A 25,183-nucleotide genomic window follows, 5' to 3' on the forward strand; every position below is an offset into this window, starting at 1 on the left:
TGTATCTCTAAATATACTAAACTGACTGCATTGAGGAAAGTTTCTTGTATAATCCTTCTTGGCCCATCAACTCCAGATGAGTCCCTTTCTCAACAATCTCCCCTTGTTGGATCACCAAAATCTCATCCGCATGCTGTATGGTGCTCAATCTATGGGCAATGACCAAGGTGGTTCTGTTGGCCATCAGGTTGGTCAAAGCCTCCTGGACCAGCCTTTCTGATTCAGAATCCAAAGCTGAAGTCGCCTCATCCAAAATCAAAATGGGAGGATTTTTCAGCACTGCCCTTGCTATGCTGATCCTTTGCCGCTGACCGCCGGACAGTTTCCCTCCTCTTTCTCCAATGTTGGTTTGGTAGCCTTTTTCAAGTTGAGTGATAAAATCATGTGCGTTGGCAATTTTTGCTGCCTCAATCACAGCCTCTTCAGAAACATGCTTTAAGCCGAAAGCAATGTTGTTCCAAACGGTATCATTGAAAAGAATGGATTCTTGGGTCACAATGCCCATCAAACCCAACAGTTCTTCCATCTGGTAAGCCTTAAGGTTTGTCCCATCCAATAAAACGGCACCGGCAGTAGGATCATAAAACCGTGGCACAAGGTCAGCAATGGTAGACTTTCCACCACCGGATGGGCCGACGAGCGCTATGGTTTTGCCCTTTTTTAGGGTAAAATTGATATCCTTCAGGACAAGTTCCTGTTCATAGCCAAAACTCACCCCTTCAAAGGTAATGGCTTTTTCAAAGCCCTTCAAAGGAACAGGATGAGGAGGGTTTTGTATGTCAGATGGGGTATCTATAACCTTGAAAATTCGGTCTGCAGATGCCAAACCCCGCTGAATGCTGCTCATGGCCCGGGAAATTTCCTTGGCGGGGTTTAAAACCTGGGTAAATATAATGATGTATGCAATGAACTCACTAGCAGTCAAAGAGGAGGTATTGTTCAATACCAAATACCCACCATAGAGCAAAATGCCAGCTACCACACTGACTCCGAGAAATTGAGAAACCGGAGAGGCCAATTCATTTTTTCGCGCCATACTGACATTTACCCTGGAGTAAAAATCTGTTTCTTCGTCAAATTTCTCATGTACATATGGTGTCGCACCAAAAGCTTTAACCACACGCATGCCACCAATGGTTTCATCCAGAATATTCACGATCCTACCAAGAGATTCCTGGCTTTGGATGGCTGTTTTTTTGAGTCTTTTGGTGATGCCTCCTATGACCAATCCTGATATAGGGATGACCAATATGGTAAAAAGAGTCAATTGAACAGACATGAAAAACAACACAGCAAAATAGAGGATGATCGTAGCAGGCTCTTTGAAAACGACTCTCAGAGACTGAACAATGCTGTTCTCCACCTCTTGGACATCATTGGTCATTTTGGACATCAAGTCCCCCTTCCTTTCACTGGAAAAATACCCGATGTGCATCTGACTGACTTGGTCAAATATATGAAGCCTCATTTTTTTTATCACATCTGCCCTAACCTTCGCCAAGACCACCCCAGAGAGGTAGGCAAAAAGGTTGGATAGGAATACTGAAACCACTATGATGATACAGACATAAACCAAAGTACCAAACTTCCCATAAGTTTCTGAAATGCTTAAAAAGTAATAATTGAAGACGTGAAAAAAGTAATCCAAAGTAAAGGAAAAGGTAGGCTTATCCATGTATTTGGCCATTTCACTTGGGTCCACTTGTTCGAAAATCACATCGAAGAGAGGTTTGAGCAAAGTGAAATTCAACAAACCAAAAATAATAGCCAACAGCGCATAAATCACATACAAAGGGATGTATCGGCTCAGTGGTTTGGCATAAGATAAAATGCGTAAATAGGTGTTCATTCAGCGGTTCAGATGAATTTGGTCTGCAATTTACATAAATATCCCTAAGCGGGATTCCTCTATGGGTTTAGTAACTGAAGTTCTGTCTAACCAAGTTCATACGGACAGCCAAATGGAGGAAATGGCTATTCTCTTCCACTGCCACTCGTTCTTGTGTGAGTTGCCACCTATAATAATGACCAAAATCCAAAAAGAGGTTGTGTTTGAGCATGTAGGAGGCATTTATATTTGTCATTACCACATCATTAGCAACGCCTTGCCCTATGGTATGGCCATAAAGTCCTAAACCTGTTCCATCAATTTCCCTGCTTTTCAGCACGTCTCCACCAAAATTCACGGTTTCAGATGGATCTGTACCAAAAAACTGATACAGTCCTGTCAGGTTAAGGCTTAGCCTAGGTAGAGGCTGGTACCGCATCAGACCGACCAGCTCTCTAAAATTTGCCCCTAGGGGATGTGTCAAAGGTGTCCTGTAATTGGAAAAAGATTGGTATTCAAATTTCTCCTGATAGGTGTAAGGCCTTGATTGGTTGTATTCCAACTGTAAATCCAAGTTGTACACTTTAAACACATTGATGTACTTGTATCCAATCTGAAGACTGTGTTTGTTTCTACTTGAATTCTTTCCGTCAATGCCAAAAAATTCATTGAATACAAACTCATCCAAAACAAATTGACCGTAAAACTGCATGCCTGGGACGGGATGCCATTTAAAATCAGTACCAATCATGACTTTGTCCGGGCTTCCAAGCTGATGTTCTACCCAGCGGTAAAAAATGACTGGATTTAAATAATTCCAGTCAATTTGATTGGCCATGATGGATTCGTATACCCCTACATTCAGTTTCTTGCCCAGATTGATTCCTATTCGGTGATGACTAAAGAATTTCTGAGGATACCTGCCATCCGTAGGCCGACCCACATTGTCAAATTCTATGTCTGCCGTCATCTGCCCCCAAAGGTTGGTCATCTGAAACTTCCCTAGCTGGGTATTGATCTTGACAAACATAAATGGATTAGAAAAATCTGAGAGAACCATGGACCTGAAACCTTCCCCGACAAAATTTCGGTCGTGTCCCACTTGGGCGGCTATGTGTTTGGTCAACTGGAAAGACACATGCCCCATGGCAGAGAAAAAGCCGTATCCATTATCTCGGTAAGGTTTCCAAAAGCCCTCTCCAGGCACTGCTCCATTGTGGGCTGCATATTGTTCCACCCAAGAGGGGAAAACCGTTTGGGTGGTGGTCAGAAAGGTATAAAAACCCACTTTGCGATCTATGCTTCCCCGGACCTCCACCCCTCTGGAATTCCGGAACCTGAATTCATCCATGCCTCCCTCTAATCCTCCGCTTAGGTATAAAACAGGATTGACATGCAAATCAAACACGCTGTCTCGATAATGATAAAAATCAGATGGTTTTCGATACAGGCTATTCCATAATGGCTTTTCAGAATCCTGGGTTTCAAAACTGGAAAATTCCCAGCTGTCATTTGTGAGGTAGTTAAGATTAAACTGATCCACCCTGCCGCCAAAGGTTTGTTTGGACTGCAAACTGTCCACATACTGAAGCACATGATCCCTCCTGTATGGTTTAAATCCGGTATGAAAATTTGGGTTGAAATCACCTTGAAGTATCTCGTACCGTTCAATAAGGTGATAATACTCCCGATTAAAGGGTATATAGGCACCTTGTCCATAGAGATCAAAAAATAGTGCTCCCATAAACCACAAACTAAATAAAAATTTTCTCATGAGTTCAATAAATGGCTTTGTTTAAAGCGTTCAGAATCAAATGTCTGATTCTAAATTTTGGGGAAAGTAAGTAATTTTTGCAATTTTACGATTTGCTTGCCCAAGAATTGAACAAAGAAGAATAATTCATAGACAAACATTTGGACAGTTTTACAAAAAAGGATAACTTTGTGCCTCATTTGGAAAAGCGAGCAATTATAAAGGCAATATCATGAAAAAAGAAATTCATCCCAATTATAGAGAAGTAGTTTTCTTTGACACATCCAGCGACTATTCGTTTCTGACCAAGTCTACTATTGAAACATCTGAGACCATCACTTGGGAAGACGGTAAGGAATACCCTTTATACAAAATAGAGGTTAGTTCCAATTCCCACCCTTTTTATACCGGTAAAAAGATGTTGTTGGATACTGCAGGGCGTGTGGAGAAATTCAACAGAAGGTACAAAAAGAATTAATTCTTATTGCCTCAAAAAGAGATTCAGGTCTTCCGGGTGCTTATCCGGAAGACTTTTTTATTTTTGTATATGGATAATTTCATTTTATTTGATGATCCCGGTTATCGGGGTTCACTTTTACCCTTCACTTTTACCAGACCAGTTGCCGATATTCGGGTAGGCATCCTTACCATTCGGGAAAAATGGGAAAAGCATTTTCAGCTCAAGGGGGGATTTTTAACCCAAGACTATCTAAGAAAAAAATACACCTTTCAGGATGGATCAGCGCTAATGATCAATGGGGGCCTTTGTCCTAATGATCATTTAACCGAAACCATCCTTGGATTAAAAGTGGGCGAAGCATTGTGGAAAGCAGGTCTCCTATTGGCCAGCCACACCGACTCCCCAGGTAGTTTCACCATAGATCAAGCAGAGGGAAAAATTTCAATAGAATATGAACACCCCATTACCCTGATTCAAAAAACCTGGCATATTTTCCAACACAATGCCTCAGAAATCCAAAAAGATTTTAATCTGATTACCAAAAACCGCACCTCCCAAGGCCTTTCTGACCCCCATACGATCTGCTATCATCTTGAACAGATTTTCATAGAGGAGGGCGCTAAAATCAAAGCTGCGGTGCTCAATGCTTCAGGAGGCCCCATCTATATCGGTAAAAACGCCGAAGTGCAGGAGGGAGCCCTGATCAGAGGTCCATTTGCCCTTTGTGAAGAATCCACGGTGAACATGGGAGCCAAAATGCGCGGAGACACAACCGTAGGACCACATTCCAAAATAGGTGGTGAAGTTTCCAATTCGGTGATTTTTGGTTATAGCAACAAAGGACACGATGGCTTCCTCGGCAACAGTGTTATAGGAGAATGGTGTAACATCGGCGCGGACTCCAACAACTCAAACTTGAAAAACAATTATGCCCCTGTAAAAATCTGGGATTATACCAAAGGCGGATTTTCCAATACTGGACTCCAGTTTTGTGGCCTGATGATGGGCGACCATGCCAAATGTGGCATCAATACCATGTTCAATACCGGTACCGTGGTTGGCGTGGGAGCCAATGTATTCGGGGATGGATTTCCACGCAACTTCATCCCTTCTTTTTCTTGGGGTGGCGCAGCCGGGTTCAGTACCTTTCAATCAAGAAAATTCGAAGAAACGGCAGAGGTGGTGATGAAGAGAAGAGGGTTGGACTTTGACGAAACAGAAAAAAATATCCTACAAAAGGTTTTCGAAATCACCAAGCATTACCGTATTTGGGACAAGGAATCATAAGTAAACCCCATCATGTTATTTTCATCCATTCCCGGACTAGAAGAAACCAAGAGCAGATTGATCCAGGCGGTGAAAAACAATCACCTTGCCCACGCCCTTCTTTTTCATGGTCCTGAAGGTGCTCCCAACCTTACCATGGCTTTGGCTTTAGCCACATTTCTTAACTGCGAGAATCCAGAACCTGAGGATGCTTGTGGGAAATGCGCAAGTTGTCAAAAAATGGGAAAACTCATCCATCCGGACCTAAATTTTTGTTTTCCGGTTCCCGGTGCCGCAAATGAAGCAGAAAAAGAAGGGGCTGGTAAAAAAACAGATGTTTTGTCCTCATGGAGGGATTTTGTGTTGAGTAGCCCATACAGCAATGTCCATGATTGGATTTACCATAACGGATTTGAAAAGAAACAACTTAATATTTCCAAAGGGGCTGCCCGATCCATCATACAGGCACTCTCTTTAAAATCATTTGAGGGAGGTTTTAAAATTGTCTTGATTTGGAATCCGGAATACCTGAATATTGCAGCAGCCAATACCCTGCTTAAAATACTGGAAGAACCGCCGGAAAAAACGCTCTTCTTTATGGTGTGTTCCCAGCCGGAACAATTGTTGACCACCATCCTTTCCAGAACTCAAAAAGTGCTCATCCGGGCCTTTACAGACCAGGAAATCAAAGACCATATTGTTGAGGGAGGGTTGTGTACTGCACAAGCCGCTGATCAGATTGCGCCTTTGGCTGATGGCAACTTGAGGGAGGCATATCGACTTATCGAACAGGTAGTAGATGAAAATACAGCTAAGTTCAGGGATTGGATGAGGAATTGTTTTGGGTTGGAAATTGTACAAATAATAGCGGATGCTGATGGCTTCCAAGCCAAGGACAAAGAAGGCCAGAAGGCCCTATTGCTGACGGGGCTAAATGTGCTGCGTGAGTCCCTGCTCAAGAGAAGTCAATTGGACCAACTGATGCGGACGCCGGCTTCAGACCGAATGTTTGTGAGCGATTTTGCCCTTAAGGCCATGACCGAAACAAAATTGTTTGACCTTTATCAACTCCTCAATGAGGCCCATTATCATTTGGAAAGAAATGCCAATGCCAAAATCCTTTTTACAGACCTTTCTTTCAGCATAGCCAAAGTATTGAGGAGAAAAGAGGAAGTGCTAAACCCCCAAAATTAGATAACCATGGAAAAACACGTCATAGGCAGAAGAGAAAAAATAAGTATCAAACCTTGGGGATTGAGGCTGGTTTCCGCCAAAGTAGATACAGGCGCGTACACAAGTGCCATACATTGTGAGGAAGTGGTAGAAAAAGAAACCAACGGAGAGAAAATACTGGAATTTAAAGTACTGCCCAAAACCCACCGGCTGTTCAAGGATGAGTGGATCAGGACCAAAGACTATTCTCAAAAAAAAGTCAAAAATTCTTTCGGTCAAACAGAACTCAGGTATAAAGTGAGCACAAAAGTCACTATGTTTGGAGAAGAATTCGAAGCAGAATTCACCCTCACCGACCGGTCCAAAATGAGGAATGCCATCCTGATCGGCAGAAAACTATTGAAAGAAAGGTTTTTGGTCGACGTAGATCAGGTCAATTTATCCAGAAAACATAAACCCACTCCCAAATGAAAATCGCCGTTTTATCCAGAAATTCGCATTTGTATTCAACTAAACGGCTATATCAGGCAATTTTAGAAGCAGGACACGAAGCCATGATCGTAGATCATTCCATTTGTGACCTTGTCATAGAACAGGAAGGTCCTTCCATCATTTACAAAGGGGAAAAGCTCCATGGAATAGATGCCATTATCCCAAGAATCGGCGCCTCAGTCACCTTTTACGGTACAGCAGTAGTAAGACAATTCGAATTGATGGGTATCTTTTCAGCCATAGAGTCACAAGCTATTGTCAGGAGTCGAGACAAACTCCGAAGCCTTCAAATTCTCTCTAAAGCAGGTCTGGGCATGCCCAAAACGGCTTTTACCAATTTTTCCAAAGGCGGAGAAAAACAATTGATCGAGCACGTAGGAGGCGCACCTCTAATAATCAAGCTCCTTGAGGGCACCCAAGGATTGGGGGTAGTATTGGCGGAGACCAAGAAAGCAGGACAGTCTGTGATCGAGGCTTTTCATGGCTTACGGGCAAGGATCATCGTCCAGGAATTTATCAAAGAAGCCAAAGGTGCGGATATACGGGCATTTGTAGTTAATGGAAGAGTGGTAGGTGCCATGAAACGTCAAGGTGCCGAAGGGGAATTCAGATCCAACTTACATCGTGGAGGTAAAGCGGAAATAATAAAGCTAAGCCGATTGGAAAAACAAGCCGCACTGGGTGCCGCCAAGGCATTGGGACTAAATATTGCCGGTGTGGACTTATTACAATCCTCCAGAGGGCCCCTTATTTTGGAAGTAAACAGTTCCCCTGGTCTGGAAGGCATTGAAAAAGCAACAGGCATCAACATCGCAGGAGAAATAGTACAATACATTGAAAATGCTGTTGGCAAGAAAACAGCCATAAGAAAGATCAAAGAATGACCAGTCCCATCAAAATCGGAACAAGAGGAAGCAAGTTGGCACTATATCAGGCCTATTATGTGGCGGATCTCTTACAAAAGGAAGGCTTGGCAACTGAGATTGTTATCATTGATACCAAAGGGGACAAAATCCTGGATGTCTCTATCGCTAAAATCGGCAGCAAGGGTGTTTTCACCGAGGAGCTTGAAGTGCAATTGGAGGAAGGCAAAATCGATATAGCAGTACACAGTGCCAAAGACATGCAATCCAGCCTGCCTGAAGGCTTTGAATTGATTGCCTTTACCGAAAGAGAAAAAGTCAATGACATCATTTTGAGCCATAAAAAAGACATCCCATATCAGGATCCAAGTTTCCCCTTGGTATTGGGCACCTCTTCTACCCGAAGGGTAGCCACTCTCAGGCATTATTACCCCCACATCAAAACAGTGGAAGTAAGGGGGAATTTACAAACCCGAATAGCAAAAATGGAGGGAGGGCTCTGTGATGCTTTGCTTTTGGCTTATGCAGGCGCCCACAGGATGAATTATGATCATCTTATACGGCATGAACTTTCAGTTGAAGAATTCACTCCGGCAGTTGGACAGGGCAGTATTGCCATTGAGGCCCATGAAACCCTGGATGATACAATCAAGAATGCCATTAAAAATGCCACAAATCATCCAAATACCGCATTCCGCTTAGAAGCAGAGCGGAGCTACCTCAGGGTATTGGAAGGAGGTTGTAGCATTCCTGTTTTTGCATTGGCCACGGTTGAAGATGGGGAATTGACAATTAAAGGTGGCCTTGTGAGCTTGGATGGGCAAGAAAGACTCATCCGAACCAAAAAAGGACCTGTCCAAGAAGCAGTCAACCTGGGGGAAAGTTTGGCTGGGGAGGTTTTGGATGCGGGAGGAAAACACATCTTGGACAACATCAAAAGCCAATTAAATAAAGCATGAAGGTAAGTAATCAATATGCCCTTTTTATTTTTTCCCTACTCTGCCTGGTGGGCTGTGGGAAAGAGACCGATCAGCTGATCACCATAGAAACCAAGCATGGTAAAATGGTCGTCATCCTTTTTGATGAAACGCCAAAACACAAAGAAAATTTCATCAAACTAGCCGAGGCTGGTCGATTTGATTCCACTGAATTCCATCGGGTAATTGAAAATTTCATGATACAAGGTGGGGACGTTTTTGGAAAGGAGGGTCTATCGGAGGAACCTTATACCCTTCCTGCAGAATTTCATCCCGAGCTGATTCATCAAAAAGGGGTTTTGGCAGCAGCCCGAAAAGGAGATAGGGAAAATCCTGAAAAGAGATCAAGCGGCTGCCAATTCTATATTGTTCAGGGAAGGGTCTATGATGAAACAGAACTGGTAACTGATATAAAAAGACTTCAGGAGAGTTTCATGAAATTTATTACTCTGGAAAGCAATCAAGCACTCAAACAACAATATACTGAGCTGTATGAATTTGGGGACAACACTGGTCTAAATAGATTGATGCTATCCAAGAAAAAGGAATTGGAAAATTTTTACAATTTGAATCTGGATAAAAAACTCAGACCACAACAAATCATGACTTATACCACTGAAGGAGGCACCCCTCATTTGGATGATGGGTACACGGTCTTTGGTAAAGTTCTGGAAGGAATTGAAGTCATGGAAAAGATCGCTAAAAGTGAAACCGACGCTCAGGACAAACCCAAAGATCCTGTATTCATGAAGGTGAAAGTTGAGCAAATGGAAAAAGGACGAATCAGTAAAAAATATGGATATGCCTATCCAGAAAAGTGATAAACCTACCTTATTGATTACAGGAGCCAATGGACTTCTGGGTCAGAATCTTCTACTTCAATTGTTGGAAGATAGCCCTTATCGCATCATTGCAACAGGCAGAGGCGGCAGCAGGCTACCCGATGCATGGAATCACTTCACCTACAGGGAAATGGACCTTGTAGATCACAAGGCTATACGGCGAGTATTTGGAGAAGAGAAACCAGATATAGTCATCCATGCAGCAGCCATGACCCATGTTGATCAATGTGAACTGAATCAGGAGGAATGTTACCAACAAAATGTGGTTGCTGTTCAGAACTTGATTAAGGCTTGTGAACTGGAAAGCAGCTTTTTGATCCACCTGAGTACCGATTTTATTTTTGACGGTGAATCAGGGCCGTATCTGGAGGAGGCCTCCCCCAATCCTGTCAACTATTATGGAGAGACAAAATGGGAAGCTGAAAGGCTTGTCCAAAATGCAAAACTTGATTGGGCAATTGTAAGGACAGTACTGGTATATGGGGCTTTGATGAATGGCGAAAAGGGAAATTTTATTACCTGGATCAAGAGTTCCTTGGAGGCTGGAAAAACCCTTACCATGGTCAATGACCACGTACGGACCCCGACTTTCGCAGGAGATCTTGCAGCAGGTTGCCTTTTGATTGCAAAGAATAAGGCCAAGGGAATTTACAACATCTCCGGCGAAGAAACCATGACACCCTATGATATGGCCATTGCCACTGCGCGATACTTTAAGTTGCCTGAGGAAAACATCAAAAAAGTTGATTCAACTACTTTCACCCAAGATGCCAAAAGACCAATGATAACCGGATTTGATATAGAAAAGGCCAAAAAAATGCTGGGCTATTCACCCAAAAGTTTCAAAGAAGGAATTGGTATTTTAGCAAAACAAATTAAATTAGCCCGTTCATAACATTTTCATAACACTTCATTTAAACATAAATCATTCAACATGGCAGTAAGTTCCAATACTGAAGGCAGAGGCCAATGGGGCTCCAGTTTAGGTTTTATCATGGCAGCAGCCGGATCGGCAGTTGGCCTGGGAAACATCTGGAGATTCCCCTACATCACAGGTGAAAATGGAGGCGGTGCCTTTGTGTTTGTATACATGATCTGTGTGCTTTTGATAGGTTTGCCTCTCTTGATGAATGAAATCGCCTTGGGAAGAAAATCAGGCAAAAATCCTGTGGGAGCCATCAAGGAAACAGGAGGAAATGGCTTTTGGCAAATCGCAGGGGTCCTTTGTATCGTCGTCTGTTTTTGTGTGTTGAGTTACTATTCTGTGATTGCAGGTTGGACCATTGGATATATTTTTACAGAATTGATCAATATACCGGTTGATTTTGAGGATTTCCAACAGACTCCGATGTATGTCATCCCCCTTTGCTTTATTTTTATTTTGATGACCATAGGGGTCGTCTTGGGAGGAGTATCAGGTGGAATAGAAAAGGCAGCCAAATTTCTGATGCCGGTGCTGTTGATCATCGTTGTATTTATCGCAGCCCGCAGCGTGACATTAGAAGGCGCACAAGCAGGAATTGAATACTATTTGTATCCGGATTTTTCAAAAATCAATGCGGGGGTAATTCTTCAGGCTCTGGGACAGGCTTTCTTTTCCATGTCAGTAGGATGGGGTTTGATGATCACCTTTGGTTCTTATTTGCCAAAAAACAGCAACATTGTCACCTCATCAGGTTGGATTGCGGGCATGGATAGCATGGTGGCCTTACTGGGTGGTTTGATGGTATTCCCTGCTCTTTTTGCCTTGTTACCTGGAAAAGATCCCGCAGGAGGACCCGCTTTGGTATTTGATGTGCTTCCTAAAGTCTTTGATGCCATGCCAGGAGGCAATTTCATTGGTGCTTTGTTTTTCCTTTTGCTGCTCGTGGCTGCTTTAACCTCAAGTATCTCTATGCTTGAAGTTCCAGTGGCTTATTTTATTGATGAAAAAAAATGGTCCAGGAAAAAAGCAGCGTGGACCATCGGCATAGCAGCCATGGCCCTTTCCATACCCTCTGCCTTGTCTTCCATTGACGGGAGTATATTCAAAAGAATATCAATAACCTTCCTCGGCAATACCAAAACCGGTTTTTTTGACATCATGGACTTTACTTTCGGTACTTTTGCAGTGGTTGTCATTTGCCTGATGTTGAGTTTGTATACCGGATGGGCTAAAAAAATCAATGATTACATGAGTGAATTGAGTTTGGGAGCTCCACGGTTTGTTGGTTTCCCTGCCACGGCTTGGAAATTTTTTATCAAATGGGTATGTCCCATTGTAATTGCACTCGTATTGCTTAACCTTTTGGGTATTTTTGGGGAACCTGGAGAAGGCGGATGATATTTTCTTGACTAATTATGGAAACCCAGCAGTTTTACACAAAGCTGCTGGGTTTTCTATTTTTTTGAGACATTTTGGGACATAATACACCTTTTTAGATATAAAATTCGTTATCTTATTTGTCAAGTTGGCAGAATACTTGTTGCCGAATCCCCAAATAAATAACAGAACATGAGCTTTCCCAAAATTACCACTTTCATCCTGGCATTCTTTACCATAGGTCATCTTTGGGCCCAGGACTTTTCTATCGGGCCTAAAGTAGGTTTTACACAAGGCAGTATTTCCGTTAATGGAGACAATTTCCAAAGCCAAGATCCGGCTAATGGCTACCATGTAGGTTTATTTGTGCGAATGGGCGGTAATTCCATTTTTGTCCAACCCGAGTTTCTGTATTCCAATACTGGGGGATCCTTTATCAGCACCAATGATGCGGTCAATGAAAATACGTACACTGTGTCCTTTGACAGATTTGATATTCCCCTGATGGCAGGTGTCAAATTGGCGAATTTCTTTCGCGTTCAAGGAGGCCCAATCGCCAGTTTTATTTTGAATTCTGAATTTACGGATAAATTGCAACAAGGCATCATTCCAGATTACAACAGTGCCACTTTGGGTTTTCAGGCCGGAATTGGATTTGACATAAAAAACGTTATCCTTGATTTCAAATACGAAGGCGGATTAAGCAAAATGGCCGATAGAATTGCAGGATTAGATACCGACCAAAGGCAAAATATGCTGATTGTTTCCGTTGGATTTAGGATGTTTTAAATGATTATCTCTCCTCAGCATGCAAAATTTTTTCTCTCAGAAGATGCACGGGATTCGGTGGTTGATATTTTTCTCGCAAAGGCGCCGAGACGCAAAGTTTTTTCTTTAACTCTTAAAAATGCTTCTTAAAAATTATCCACCTATTCATAACCAATATCACCTATTTCCATGGCGGCTTTGCGCCTGATAGTGCAGTATATATTTATTCTCTTAACGACAGAGATGCAAAGCAAATCATTAAAAAGCACTTCAATAATTTTCCACCTTTCAATGACCGGAATTTCCTTTTTCCCTTTGCGACTTTGCGTCTTGGCGTGCAATTTTTTTTCTCTATCAAAGAGATGTAATCGAAAAGGTTTTTTATATCAAAATATTAAAAAGTTTATCAAAAAATTCCCACCTATCAATAACTAGAATCACCTATTTCCTTTGCGACTTGGCGTGCATTTATCTATCCAATTAGGGTACCCGTATCACCATAAAAAAATCCCCGGAGATATTGACCTCCGGGGATTTATCGCATTTGATATTTAAATTATAGCTTAGTTAAAGATATACCTTACCCCAAATTGCATCTGCCAAACCTGGCTTAAGTTTACATTTGGCCTGAATGTTTCGGTAGGCAAGTTGTTCCTGTCAAGATTTATTCTGTACTGAGGCTCACCTGCCGCATTTCTTCCTGCATAGTTAAGCAACTGAGGTTGGTTAACTAATCTTTGAACACCCCATTCGTTGTTGATCATGTTTCCGAAATTTAGGATATCTAAACTGACCTGAATGGTATTGGCTTTGCCTCCTACATCGATGGTGATGTCTTGCAACAACCTGAAATCAAAACGGTGTACCCAAGGTAATTTAGGACCGAATCTTTCTACATATTGACCTCTTCTGTTTCTCAAATAATCATCTTGTTCGATATAATTGAAGAAAGCTTGGGATTGCTGTTCTGCAGTAAACCTCACTACTTGCTCGGCACCTGAACCAGAAGTGATGGGTAAGAAATTGATTTCAGAAGGGTTATTCGGTACGTAGATCAATGGGGTTCCAAAATCACCAACCATGTTTCCACCAGTTACATAGTTAAACCTTCCTTGTTCTCCACCCTCATAGAAAATACTCAAAGTAGTTTTAAAATATTGTCCATAGCTAAAGCTTTTGGCAATATTTCCAATGATCCGGTTAGGTTGATCAAATCTGGTAAAGCCCATTTCTGGAGCATTTCTATTGAAAATAACAGGGTTAGTCCACAAAGATCCAGCTGTGGATCCGCCTGTAAGCCCTTGATCCCTAGCAACAGAGCGAGTGTAGGCTACCATAAAGTACATGCCATTTTCCCAAGTTCTTTGTACTTGCGCCATAAGAGAACCGTACAAACCTTGGTTGGTATTGGCAAGATAGATCGCCTGAGAGAAAGGTTCATTGATCCTGTTGGTTTCCCAATAAGGCCTCTGATCAGGGCCATTAAAAGTGCCTGATGGTTGTGGCAAGTTGACATTCAAAGGAAGTACATTGTTGATGTCTTGGGTAAAAATTCCTTCCAATGTACCAATCCATCCTCCACCAAATACTTTATCAACTGCGATGTTTGTTCTCCATACCTGAGGAAATCTAAAATCCGGAGAAGTACCTGCTACATCGCCGGATGGCGCATCAGGGGTTGGATTTTCAGGTCTGTAGGCATTTACATCCGGATTGAAAGGCCTGGGATTGTCTATGAAACCATCTCCCTGGATGACCTCGAAACCTCTCAATACCCCATTGTTATTGACTTGGTTGGATATCCACACGAAAGGGATCCTTCCTGTAAAGATACCTGTACCACCCCTTAACTGAAGCGTACGGTCTCCATTAACATCCCAGTTGAATCCGATTCTTGGCGACCACAAAGGTCTTGCAGAAGGTAACTTGGCAACATCAATGTTTAGTGGGCTGAAATCTCTTGGGTCTCTAAAAGTAAACTCTTCTATAGCTGGATTTGACTGAAGCGTAATTGGATAGAACTGGATATCACCTCTAATCCCGAAAGTCAATTTCAATCGCTCAGTCGCCTGCCACTCATCCTGGAAATAAAGTCCGAATTGTCCAAAGGCAGTCTCATCAACTGCAGGTCTTGATGGATCATCTCCAAAAGCAAAACCTTGGATAAAGCCGATAGGCTGAGTAGCTGGATTTCTGTCAATCACAGCACTTCTGAAATCTTCAAGGCTTCCATACCGATAAACCCCATTGAAAAACCTATTGAAAGCGTTTTCAAACTCCATATATTCCAGGTTCAAGCCTGCTGTGTAGGTATGCTTGCCCTTGAAATAAGTGAAATTGTTGGTGATATTGAAGGTTCTGTTTTTAACCTGATTGGCAATAGAAAACAATTCGTTACCCATCGCAGTGTAATATTGACCACCTTCTATAACCTCGATCATCGGGAAGTTTTGGCCTCCTGGTATTCCCCTCTCCTGGACAAAGTTGGTGAATCCTATGTTCAAACTGTTGGTGGCGGTATTGCTGATCCTTGTAGTAAGTTCCGCAACAACGGATTGAGTCAATTGATCCACAGTATAATTGGTATTTGAAAAGTGCATGGAATTCAAGGAAGAACGGTTTCCAAATCCGCCCGGAAGCGCACCTGATGTACTGCTGCCATTGATAAAGGAATCATCTTGACTGGTATATTGGTTGTACCTTAGGGCAAGTTTACTTCTGTCGCTCAAATTAAAATCCACCCTGAAGTTCAATCTCAAGACATCCGTTCCAAAACCATAGCCCTCGTAGGCTCCTGGATCATAATCGTAAAGGTTGATCAGATTGTTGCGGATATCATCCAGTTCTGATGCAGGTACCCTGGTCACGTTATCACCGGTAAGTCCAGGTCTTGCCGCTAAATTTTGCTGACCCGGTCTAGTGGATTGTTCACTTTCCACACTCGCAAAAAAGAACACTTTGTTCTTGATGATAGGTCCACCTACTCTTACACCAAAGATTTTGGAATCAAACTCCTGTGCAGAAAGATCATTGTCGCCTATTCGGCTTCCCTGATAATCCTGATTTCTGGTGAGGTAATACACTGAACCGGAAAATTCATTGGTTCCTGATCGGGTGATGGCATTCACATTACCACCTGTAAATCCATTTTGTCTTACATCAAATGGAGCCAAGTTAATCTGAACTTCTTCAATGGCATCCAAAGACAGTGGATTGCCACCAGCAAATTGGTCCGAACCTAATCCGAAGTTGTTGTTGTAGATGTTTCCATCTATGGTATAATTGTTGAATCGGTTGTCCCGACCAGCAAAAGAAGTCCCGTTGGACTGGGGTGTCATCCTGGTAAAATCATTGATTCCCCGGCTGATAGTAGGCAAATTATTGATCCTTTCATTGGAAAGGTTGGTTGCAGCACCAGTACGGTCTGAATTCATGACCGCATCTTTGGAAGCACTTATTTCTACGGCTTCAAGTTCCAAACCGTCAGAAAGAACTGCATTAATGGTAAAATTCTGGCCTAAAGAAAGTGTAATACCTTCATAAGTTCTGTCTTCAAACCCTACGAAAGTTATTGTTACTGAATAAGGGCCACCCACCCTTACATTCGGTATCACAAACCGACCGTCCATATTGGTCACACTTCCATATCTGGTACCTGATGGTACGTGTATGGCTACCACATTCGCACCAGGGAGGGTTTCCCCTGATGGGTCAGTTACATTGCCCTGCAAACTGGCCGTTGTCACCCCTTGCGCAAAAGCTCCACTTGCCAGAAGGACAAGTAAACTCAACGCAAGCATTCCTTTTTGTAATAGTTGCCTCATAATTTTAGTTTTTGTTGGAATATTAAGATTTGTTTGTTGGTTTTATCTTTTTCCTTGACGCAAATGTATAGGAGATATGCAAGAATTTTTTTTTGTAATTGTTAAGTTTTAACATTTCTTCACAATAATACTTAACAATTTGTTAACATTGACTTTGGAATTAAATTTTTTTATCCCTTCTTTTTTGAAGGATAAAGGATGTTTTTTGCGTTTTTTAATGGTAATGGCCAAATTAAATCAGAATCATTTAATTGATGTTAAGAAATCATTACCGTAATATTAAGTCCTTTTGCATCCTTGAGATATGCTCATTTGACACCATAAATGGGTTATATTTAGGTTTCACTATCATTGCAACCGTTAGAGATGGCTAAAAAAGGAATATATTGGCTCTATGCATATCTGATTGCAGGAATTGCAGACATGTTATTGATTGCCCAGCAAATAGAAAATTGGCGCTACTTGACCAAGCCTTTGATCCTAATTACACTGATCAGTTATTTCTATTTCAATTCCTCCCCGATTCAGAACACCACCCTGAGAAAAAGTATTTTAGCTGCACTTTTGTTTTCTTTGATGGGTGATATTTTACTCCTTTTTCCCAATTTATTTCTTTATGGATTAGGAGCTTTCTTTATGGCACATATCTGTTACATCATTGCCTTTAAAATTTGCCAGGCCCAGACCAATATTTTGAAGGGAGTTAATTTTATCAAATTGTTTTTTTACAACCTTGTCTTTTATATTCCGGCGGCTTTCGTTTATTTCTTGATTCGAAATAATCTGCAGCAAATGAAAATTCCGGTCATCCTTTACATCATTGTCATTCTGACCATGGTAACTACCGCGAGAGAGCGATTCAAAAGAACCAATACATCCAGTTTTTGGCAAGTCATGGTCGGTGCAAGCCTTTTTTATATTTCCGATGGAATTTTGGCACTCAATCTGTTTTTCCAGCCCATACAGGATGGAGGTATCATGATCATGGGTACCTATATCCTTGCCCAACTGCTCATTGTTATGGGATTAAGGAGCCATTGGCTACCCACTCAGGTTGTCTATCAAAAAATGCAGGAAGAAGGCAAACCGAAAACATAATTACCTGTTGTGATCCATAATTGTTGTCGGGATTTATAGGTTTCTTTTGATATAATCGGTCATCATATGATACAAATGCCAAGTAGTATTTCCTCCATAGATCCCATGATTTCTGTTGGGGTAGTAAAAAGTTTCAAACTGCTTGTCTGCCCGAATCAACGCATCGACCAAATCCACACTGTTTTGGAAATGTACATTATCGTCTCCGGTACCATGAATAAGGAGATAATTGCCCTTCAATTTATTGACATGGGTAATAGGACTGTAATCATCATAACCGGAAGGGTTCAATTGCGGTGTTTTGAGGTATCGCTCTGTGTAGATGGTGTCATAAAAGCGCCAATTGGTAACCGGCGCGACTGCGATCGCAGTTTTGAACAAATCATGTCCGAGCATCAAGGCCAAAGAAGACATGTAACCCCCATAAGACCAGCCCCAGATACCGATGCGCTTGCTGTCTACAAAAGGTAAGGTGGCTAAATGCCGGGCACCTGCCATTTGATCTTCTGTCTCTAGCTTCCCCAGGTTGGCATAAGTGCCATGTTTAAAATCACGTCCTTTCCCGCCTGTACCTCTATTGTCCACACAAACCACAATGTATCCCTCTGAGGCCAAATGTTGGTGCCAAAAATCCCTTAAGCTACCCCAACTGTTGGTAACGTTTTGCGAACCTGGCCCTCCATACACGTACATGAGCACTGGATATTTTTTCCCTGCATCAAATTGAGGAGGTTTTATCATGTATGCGTTTAAGGAAACATTGCTTTGGGTTTTGAACTCAAAAAATTCTTTTGGCGAAAATGCCATTCGACTGACCCTTTCTTTGAGTTCCCGGTTGTTTTCCAGCACTTTGACCAGTTTGCCATCCGATTCCTTTAAAGTGACTTCTAGCGGGGTATTGGCTGTGGAATGGTTGTCTATAAAATACTTGAAATCAGGACTCATGTTAATTCGGTGGGTGCCAGGCTGGCTGGTCAGGTTTTTTTTACCCCTCCCATTGAAATTGATGACAAAGAGATTCCGGTCTAACGTTGAAACCTCAGTCGAGATAAAATAGATGTCCTTTTTGTTTTCATCTACCCCGACCAATTCCGTGACTTCCCAATTTCCAGAAGTGACTTGACTGATCAATTTCCCCTGCTGATCATGGTGGTAAATGTGTTTGAAACCATCCTGTTCACTGGTACGAATAAAACCCTTGTTCCCTTCCAGAAAATGTAAATTGTCATTATAATCCAAATCTACATAGGTCTCGGATTTTTCAGCCAGCACCAATCTGCTTCTTCCACTGTTGGTATTGGCGTAATAAAGATCCATTTGATTCTGAAGTCGGTTGAGCTTGATAAAAGCCAAAGTACCGGCATCACCTGTCCAGTATATTCTGGGTAGGTAAATATCCTTTTCACTGCCTGTCTCTATTTGCACCGTTTTCTTTCCGAGAAGATCAAATACATGGATGCTCACTTCGGAATTCTTTTCACCTGCCTTAGGATATTTAAACCTGTAATCCTCCGGGTAGAGTCCTCTCCATACCTGCATGTTGTACACCGGCACTTCTGTTTCATCAAATCGGATAAAAGCGAGTTTTTTTCCATCCGGGGACCATGAAAATGCCTGCGCCATGGAAAACTCTTCTTCATACACCCAGTCGGCCGCACCATTGATGATTTTGTTGAATTCCCCATCATAGGTTACACGGGTGACCTGATTGGAAGCTAGGTCTGTAAAATACAGATCATTGTTTTGAACAAATGCCACTTTTAAATTATCAGGAGACAAAGTGGCATAGGAGATTTTCTCCCCGTTCATCAGTACCTGTGAGTTACCGCTATTGAGATCCACTACATGAAAAACGCCTTTGGAAGACCTGCGGTAAATGCTTTCTTTTTGCGACCCGATCAGCGCTTTGGTTTCCTCTTGGTTAAAGGCATATTCGGTAAAATTGATCTCCAACTTGGCACCATCCACCAATATAGCCTCCTGCTGTCCGGTTGAAATGTTCATTTTGACCACTTTTGGGCCATTGCCATCCGTGATCAGGGTGGAATAGTAACGCCCATCATTCATCCAGTTGATGCCTGAAATGGTCTTCTGGCTGAAGGCTCCGTTTTTGAACACATCTTCCATGCTGATCTTTTTCTGAGCCAGAACAGCAGTGCAGCATAGCATCAACAAAATTAAAATCCCAGTGGGTAAGCTTAAATTTCGCTTTGTAATCATCATTCAACTTATTTATACGGGGGCAAAGATAATTAAATTGAGGTGGCAGAAAAGGAACATTTTGATAAATGGAAACGGCAATCCATATATTGAAAAAAATAGCAACCCATCAAGCAAATAGTAGGGGATTACCTCAACTGAAATAAATGCATAACAATTAATAAAGTGATGGATCAGTCAAAGGATTAAGACAATAAAGCACTTGCCTACTAGGCCGACTTCAACTTCAATTCCCCATTTCTTTTGACCACCTGTAGGTCGAAATGGGCGTTGATAAAAGCTTTGCACCTGTTTTCGGACCATTCCGCTCTGGGTTCAGAATCAAAAAGCAAAGTCATCCGCAACATCGTTTTGACGTATGACTCATGCTGCCCCAGCTCACGGATCCAAATTAAAAAGTGTTTTCTCCAATCTTCCTGGAATTTTTCGAAATGGCTCCTTCCATCAAAAAGCAATTCGAGCTGATTGGAGCCGTATATAAAGCGGTAGATGCCTGCCAATTGCTGATATATCATCCTTGCACGCTCCCTAGGAAATTCCATGGTATCCAGTATCTGGGCATAGGTCTCATCCATCAGGCGCAATGGATTGTAAAAAATCGTATAAGACCGTTTCAATTCAAAAGCCATCAAATCCAACAAATCCTCCTGCATGGCAGACTGCGCTTGACGCAAGATGTAATTCTTGTCCAGAGGGAACAATTTTTGGATCATGGGGTACTTTGAATTTTTCACAAATTTAGTTTTTCTGACGGTAAGAAAAAACTGATGGGTTCAGATGCTCGTTTTAATATCCAAATCTTCATGAAAGATTAACATTATATTGGGAATAAAATGCTACCTAAACCCATGATTTCTAAACAATTCTAACCATATAGAATCAGAAAAACAAACATTTTTCAGCGTCTGATTTACAAAGCAAAAATGGAAATACAAGATGCTTTTTTCTGTCTGCTAATTTTAGTTGACTTCTGAATTCTTGAGCCACCTATATGTTTTTTGATTTTTACAAAAAGCAACTAAGCGTTTATCCACCTTTTGCTATATATTCCATTCAATTCATTTCACTTGATCACCTTGCGGTTCCAGCGGTTATGGTTTGGCCAAAAAATATGGCGTTCATAAACAATTTATTGGTACCAAACCAGAAAGCCCGGAAATTGGGATTATCAACAAACCCAATTACCTTCCCCCGGCCCAAAGCGGAAATCTGTATCGCACCGGTTTCTTTCATCTGCTCCAGATTGCTGGGATGCACATAGCCACTGGCCAAGGGATTGGACGTATACATCATAGGGTTCGCATAGGGATTTTCTGAGGGGAGCAGAAATTGATTGCTACTTCGGAAAGTAAACATCTCAGGCTTGGTATAACCATAACCGATGGGGTGTGTCAGATCCAAACGTGCATTAAAAATGGCACCACCAGTGACCTTGGCTCCGGTAGCATTGGCATATTCTTCATATGGCTTCTGGCTACCACCGGTTTTCTCCGGCTCCTCTTTGAATTTGAATTTGCCGATTTCGTTTTTATCCAACCAGGTCATCGCATTACCTCTGGCAATCAAGGTGCCGCCTTCTCTTACCCATGATTTGATTTTCTCGGTTTCCCCATTTCCCAAACTGTTGTAATTCCCATTGGACATCACAATAACATTGTAGCGTTTTAAGTCTGCAGCATTGATTCTGTCGACAGGCAACAAGGTGATCGGCATCTCAAAGCGCTGATCCAGCAAATGCCAGATTTCTCCAGCCTCATTGCTGTAAACACCACCATCCACCAATAAGGCCAGGGAAGGTTTTTCCAACACGCTGATGCTGGGGGATCCTAAATTTATTCCAGAGGTGTAGCCACTGCTAATGGCGTGGATATCCACTCCAGATTGTCTGGCCACCTCTTTTAAATCGCCAAAGAAGACTTGGTCACTCACCTCTGCCTGCCCTTTGTCCACAATGATACTTCCCATGGAAAATCCCTTCCCCTCAGGAGAATTAAAATCCTTGTGACTTACCCGGACCATATACCCCTTGTCCAATAATTTGTAGGCTGCTTTAGGCGCATAATACTCCTGCCAGTTAAATGCATAAGAGTAAGCCCCAGGATCACCTATCAATGTTCCCTCATGCATTTCCAATCCTTTTTCCACCTCTTCCACCTTGGCTAAATTTAAAATACGGCTGTTTAGGGCCATGTAATCCAAGTTGAAAGCCATGGGAAGAGTCCATGCGGAAACATCGTAGAAAAGGCTGTCCTGAAAATCTGTTCTGGTTTCAAACATTCCTTTGATCAAACGGTATTGGGGCTGGTTTGCTGGCACTATAAAAGCATGATCTGCATCAAATTCCACACTGTTTACCGTGATGTTTTCCTTCAGGCTATAAACAAGAATTTCATGGTGCAATATCATCTCAGCCAGATGAAAAGCTCTTGCTTTGTCATTCCTGGCACCAAATATATAAGCTTTGTTGTTGTCGGCATCTGCCTCAGATTTTGATTCTTTGTAAAAATCCAGCATGTATTGGTTCATTTCCACCCGCATTTCTTTGGCTGCCTCAAATGAAGAAAGGGAACCGGTAAACTGATTTCTAATGGTAAATGGAAAACTTAAGGGTCCATAAATGCTTTCCTGCAGATGGCCTCTGGATGATGCCTGTTCGAAAAGAATCCCCACCGCACCCTGAACATCAGGATAAGTGGATCCTTTCCCGTAATAAAAATCATCAAAACTTTCTTGGGTATAATAAAGAGAACCTATCCGATCCAAGTGTTTGGCATGAAATTGAGCGATTTTTTCAGTTAGCTCAAAATTTCTTTTGGGAGTTAGAGGATGGCTCCTGCTAGGAATCCCAGGCTGGAAAAAATAGGTGCTGTTGGTCCCCATTTCATGGAAATCCAAGACAATATTGGGTTTCCATTCTTGTATTTTTGCAATTCTTCCTCTAGACTCTGGGTGCTGCACAGGCATCCAATCCCGGTTGAGATCAAACCAATAATGGTTGGTCCTTCCCCTTGGCCATGCTTCGTTGAACTCCCGGTTGTTGGGGTCACCGTTCATGTGGTAGCTTTTGTGGGTATTTACCCATGAGGCAAACCGGTTGATGCCATCAGGGTTGATACCTGGTTCCATGATGATCACCATGTCCTTAAGGTCATCAAGGACCTCATTGGCTGCGGCAAAATGGTAAGCGGCCAGCAGGGAAGCATTGACACCACTGGGCTCATTGCCATGGACAGAATATCCCATGTACATCACAATCGGCATGTTTTGGATATCAATATTACCAACTCCAGTTCGCAATCGGCTTCGTTCGGTTTTTATTTCCTCTAGCCTTGAAAAGTTGGATGGCGCTGTGATCGTCAACATCATCAAAGGCCGCTTTTCATAACTTTGCCCGTGGATTTCAAGCGTAATTCTATCTGAGGCATCTGCCAAAGTTTTCATGTAGCTGACTAGTTGGTCATAGCTCACATGCCACTCTCCCACTTCATAACCCAGTATGGACGCAGGGGTAGGAATGGCTTCATCATAAGTATACCCTGGTGGAAGAAAATAATCCAGGCCCACTTGGGCTTGCACCCCAAAAGCCAGCAGAAAACAATGTAAAAACAAATACTTCTTCAATATTCTGAGTAGCAGCATGGTAAACTTTGATTATTTTTCAAATAAGCGCATATGTACGCGATAAATTAATTAATTTCGTTTAAATGGTTGAAATACCTGATTGAAAAGAACTATTTAAACCAAAGAAGCAATATGGGTTTCGTTGGGAACAAGCTAGATAGAATTTCAAGAATTCACCTTTAAGAAAACAGATCAATTTCTCCAACTTATAGCTGCAAGCAGGTTTAATACTGATTGAGCTGTCCAAAAATAAACAATCTAAACCGAAAAATCATGTACCTGCTTTTTATCAATAATTTTGGGACTTGGCTATTTGTTTTCTTCGGAATTGTATATTTCACTTTTTGGGTATTTACCCTAGTAGATATCATCCAGTCAGAATTTAAAGATGAAAAAATGAAAATTATTTGGATTCTGATCGTTTTGTTTGCCCAGGTTTTGGGGCCCATCATTTATTGGGTTTTAAGCAAGGAACAAAAGATTTCCAAAATTTAAATTCCTATTTATGTTTGGATTAGGCTTAATTGGCACCCTCATCTACTTTTTTACATTGGTGGATGTGATTCGATGTGAATTTCGTGACAGCAAAAATAAACTGATCTGGATTGTTATAGTTGTACTGTTGCCATTGATCGGAACATTATTATGGTTTTTCGTAGGAAGGAAAAAAAGGCTTTAATTTTACCTGAATTTACCTAAAAATATCTTTGACTGCTGCCTCAATGGTAGTAAAATGAAATTTGAAGCCAGCACTCTTTATTTTATCATGGGAGACCCGATTGCCCCCTATCACCACATTGGCCAATTCTCCCAAAGCCATCTTCAAAGCAAAGGAAGGCACGGGGATACCAATGTATATTTTTCCTTTTGCCTCGGCTGCTGCCTTAGTGAGGACACTATTCGAGACAGGTTTAGGACCCACTGCATTGAAGACTCCACTCATGTGTTGATTTTCCAAAGCGAATACGAATAGGTCTGCAAGGTCTTGGATATGGATCCAACTCATGTATTGATTCCCAGAACCCAATGGAGCGGCTACAGGTGGTTTAAGCATTTCTTTCAATGCACCCCCATCTTTGGAAAGTACGATACCAATCCTAAGTTTTACTGTCCGTATTCCCAAAGTATTGATTTGATCCACTGATTTTTCCCAGGCTTTGACCACACCCGCCAAAAAATCATCACCTGGATCAGAGGCCTCATTCACCAAATCATCACCTGTGTCAAAGCCATATATCCCGATGGCGCTTGCTGAAACAAAAGCAGATGGTCTTCGCTCAATTGTTCTCAGCTGATCGAAAATCAATTGGGTGGACTGGGTTCTACTTTCAAGGATGGTCTTTTTTCTTTCCTCAGTCCAACGTTCATCCGCTACCCCTGCTCCTGCCAAATGGATAATGCCATCGGCCCAATCTAATGCAGCTTGATCCAGATAATTGTTAGCTATGTCCCATTTAAAGGCTTTTTGGTCATATTCTTCCGGGTTGCGGCTCAACCAAGCCACTTGATATCCATTCCTTTCCAAGGTTTGGGTGATGACTTGGCCCACTAAACCCGAGCCTCCTGTGATCAAAATATTTTTCATCTTTTATGATTTTCAAATTAAATCTAAAGCATCTGACAATTTAGAATTAGAAATTTGATCTAAAATCCAAAATATCCGGTACATAAAGTCAAGTGAACAACATTTTTAAAT

The 25,183-nt window shown here is 41.9% G+C and carries 20 protein-coding genes; 13 read left to right on the forward strand and 7 right to left on the reverse strand.

Features of this window, described 5'->3' with window-relative positions; translation table 11 throughout:
• Positions 1-16: 16 nt before the first annotated feature.
• Positions 17-1,849, reverse strand: a complete 1,833-nt coding sequence (locus H1A14_RS12740) for an ABC transporter ATP-binding protein (protein ID WP_194776651.1) — start codon at positions 1,847-1,849, stop codon at positions 17-19.
• A gap of 67 nt (positions 1,850-1,916) precedes the next feature.
• Complete coding sequence (locus H1A14_RS12745; RefSeq protein ID WP_194776652.1) at positions 1,917-3,602, reverse strand: hypothetical protein; 1,686 nt, start codon at positions 3,600-3,602, stop codon at positions 1,917-1,919.
• Between the two features lie 211 nt (positions 3,603-3,813).
• Here H1A14_RS12745 and H1A14_RS12750 point away from each other — a divergent pair, with 211 nt between their 5' ends.
• From H1A14_RS12750 to H1A14_RS12795, 10 genes are all read left to right on the forward strand, one after another.
• The gene (locus H1A14_RS12750; protein WP_194776653.1) at positions 3,814-4,059 is read left to right on the forward strand and encodes a type B 50S ribosomal protein L31; all 246 of its coding nucleotides are present in this window, start codon (positions 3,814-3,816) and stop codon (positions 4,057-4,059) included.
• A gap of 69 nt (positions 4,060-4,128) precedes the next feature.
• Positions 4,129-5,328 carry a GlmU family protein gene (locus H1A14_RS12755; RefSeq protein WP_194776654.1) on the forward strand — a complete coding sequence of 400 codons (1,200 nt, stop codon included), beginning with the start codon at positions 4,129-4,131 and terminating at the stop codon, positions 5,326-5,328.
• Positions 5,329-5,340: 12 nt separating this feature from the next.
• Positions 5,341-6,501, forward strand: coding sequence for a DNA polymerase III subunit (locus tag H1A14_RS12760; protein ID WP_194776655.1), 1,161 nt, complete (start codon positions 5,341-5,343; stop codon positions 6,499-6,501).
• 6 nt (positions 6,502-6,507) lie between these two features.
• Positions 6,508-6,951 carry an ATP-dependent zinc protease family protein gene (locus H1A14_RS12765; protein ID WP_194776656.1) on the forward strand — a complete coding sequence of 148 codons (444 nt, stop codon included), beginning with the start codon at positions 6,508-6,510 and terminating at the stop codon, positions 6,949-6,951.
• On the forward strand, positions 6,948-7,856 hold the full coding sequence (gene rimK, locus H1A14_RS12770) for a 30S ribosomal protein S6--L-glutamate ligase (RefSeq protein WP_194776657.1): 909 nt from the start codon (positions 6,948-6,950) through the stop codon (positions 7,854-7,856). The genes H1A14_RS12765 and rimK overlap by 4 nt, the downstream gene beginning before the upstream one ends.
• A complete protein-coding gene (hemC, locus tag H1A14_RS12775; protein WP_194776658.1) occupies positions 7,853-8,794 on the forward strand; it encodes a hydroxymethylbilane synthase in 942 nt (313 codons plus the stop codon). The genes rimK and hemC overlap by 4 nt, the downstream gene beginning before the upstream one ends.
• Positions 8,791-9,633 (forward strand): peptidylprolyl isomerase, encoded by an 843-nt coding sequence (locus H1A14_RS12780; RefSeq protein ID WP_194776659.1) that lies wholly within the window; start codon positions 8,791-8,793, stop codon positions 9,631-9,633. Before hemC ends, H1A14_RS12780 begins: the two co-directional genes overlap by 4 nt.
• Positions 9,614-10,549: an SDR family oxidoreductase gene (locus tag H1A14_RS12785; protein WP_194776660.1), complete on the forward strand. Its 936-nt coding sequence runs from the start codon at positions 9,614-9,616 to the stop codon at positions 10,547-10,549. The genes H1A14_RS12780 and H1A14_RS12785 overlap by 20 nt, the downstream gene beginning before the upstream one ends.
• 39 nt (positions 10,550-10,588) lie before the next feature.
• Positions 10,589-11,977, forward strand: coding sequence for a sodium-dependent transporter (locus H1A14_RS12790; RefSeq protein ID WP_194776661.1), 1,389 nt, complete (start codon positions 10,589-10,591; stop codon positions 11,975-11,977).
• Positions 11,978-12,148: 171 nt separating this feature from the next.
• Positions 12,149-12,745, forward strand: a complete 597-nt coding sequence (locus H1A14_RS12795) for a porin family protein (protein ID WP_194776662.1) — start codon at positions 12,149-12,151, stop codon at positions 12,743-12,745.
• A 542-nt stretch (positions 12,746-13,287) separates the two neighbouring features.
• On the opposite strand, the gene H1A14_RS12800 is transcribed toward H1A14_RS12795, so the two are convergent.
• Entirely contained in the window at positions 13,288-16,548 is a 3,261-nt protein-coding gene (locus tag H1A14_RS12800) for a TonB-dependent receptor (protein WP_194776663.1), read from the reverse strand.
• A 366-nt stretch (positions 16,549-16,914) separates the two neighbouring features.
• On the opposite strand from H1A14_RS12800, the gene H1A14_RS12805 reads away from it, so the two are divergent.
• On the forward strand, positions 16,915-17,646 hold the full coding sequence (locus H1A14_RS12805) for a lysoplasmalogenase (protein WP_194776664.1): 732 nt from the start codon (positions 16,915-16,917) through the stop codon (positions 17,644-17,646).
• 33 nt (positions 17,647-17,679) lie between these two features.
• Here H1A14_RS12805 and H1A14_RS12810 read toward each other — a convergent pair whose 3' ends face one another.
• The 3 genes from H1A14_RS12810 to H1A14_RS12820 all read right to left on the reverse strand — a co-directional run bounded on the left by H1A14_RS12810 (position 17,680) and on the right by H1A14_RS12820 (position 23,505).
• The gene (locus tag H1A14_RS12810) at positions 17,680-19,869 is read right to left on the reverse strand and encodes a S9 family peptidase (protein ID WP_194776665.1); all 2,190 of its coding nucleotides are present in this window, start codon (positions 19,867-19,869) and stop codon (positions 17,680-17,682) included.
• Positions 19,870-20,075: 206 nt separating this feature from the next.
• Positions 20,076-20,579 carry a hypothetical protein gene (locus H1A14_RS12815; RefSeq protein ID WP_194776666.1) on the reverse strand — a complete coding sequence of 168 codons (504 nt, stop codon included), beginning with the start codon at positions 20,577-20,579 and terminating at the stop codon, positions 20,076-20,078.
• 358 nt (positions 20,580-20,937) lie between these two features.
• A complete protein-coding gene (locus H1A14_RS12820; protein WP_194776667.1) occupies positions 20,938-23,505 on the reverse strand; it encodes a M14 family metallopeptidase in 2,568 nt (855 codons plus the stop codon).
• Positions 23,506-23,760: 255 nt separating this feature from the next.
• On the opposite strand from H1A14_RS12820, the gene H1A14_RS12825 reads away from it, so the two are divergent.
• Positions 23,761-23,982: a PLDc N-terminal domain-containing protein gene (locus H1A14_RS12825; RefSeq protein WP_194776668.1), complete on the forward strand. Its 222-nt coding sequence runs from the start codon at positions 23,761-23,763 to the stop codon at positions 23,980-23,982.
• Between the two features lie 10 nt (positions 23,983-23,992).
• A complete protein-coding gene (locus H1A14_RS12830; RefSeq protein WP_194776669.1) occupies positions 23,993-24,166 on the forward strand; it encodes a PLDc N-terminal domain-containing protein in 174 nt (57 codons plus the stop codon).
• Positions 24,167-24,178: 12 nt separating this feature from the next.
• Here H1A14_RS12830 and H1A14_RS12835 read toward each other — a convergent pair whose 3' ends face one another.
• Complete coding sequence (locus H1A14_RS12835) at positions 24,179-25,072, reverse strand: TIGR01777 family oxidoreductase (protein ID WP_194776670.1); 894 nt, start codon at positions 25,070-25,072, stop codon at positions 24,179-24,181.
• Between the last annotated feature and the right edge of the window lie 111 nt (positions 25,073-25,183).

It is taken from the genome of Pararhodonellum marinum, from assembly GCF_015354735.1.
Taxonomy (GTDB): domain Bacteria; phylum Bacteroidota; class Bacteroidia; order Cytophagales; family Cyclobacteriaceae; genus Pararhodonellum; species Pararhodonellum marinum.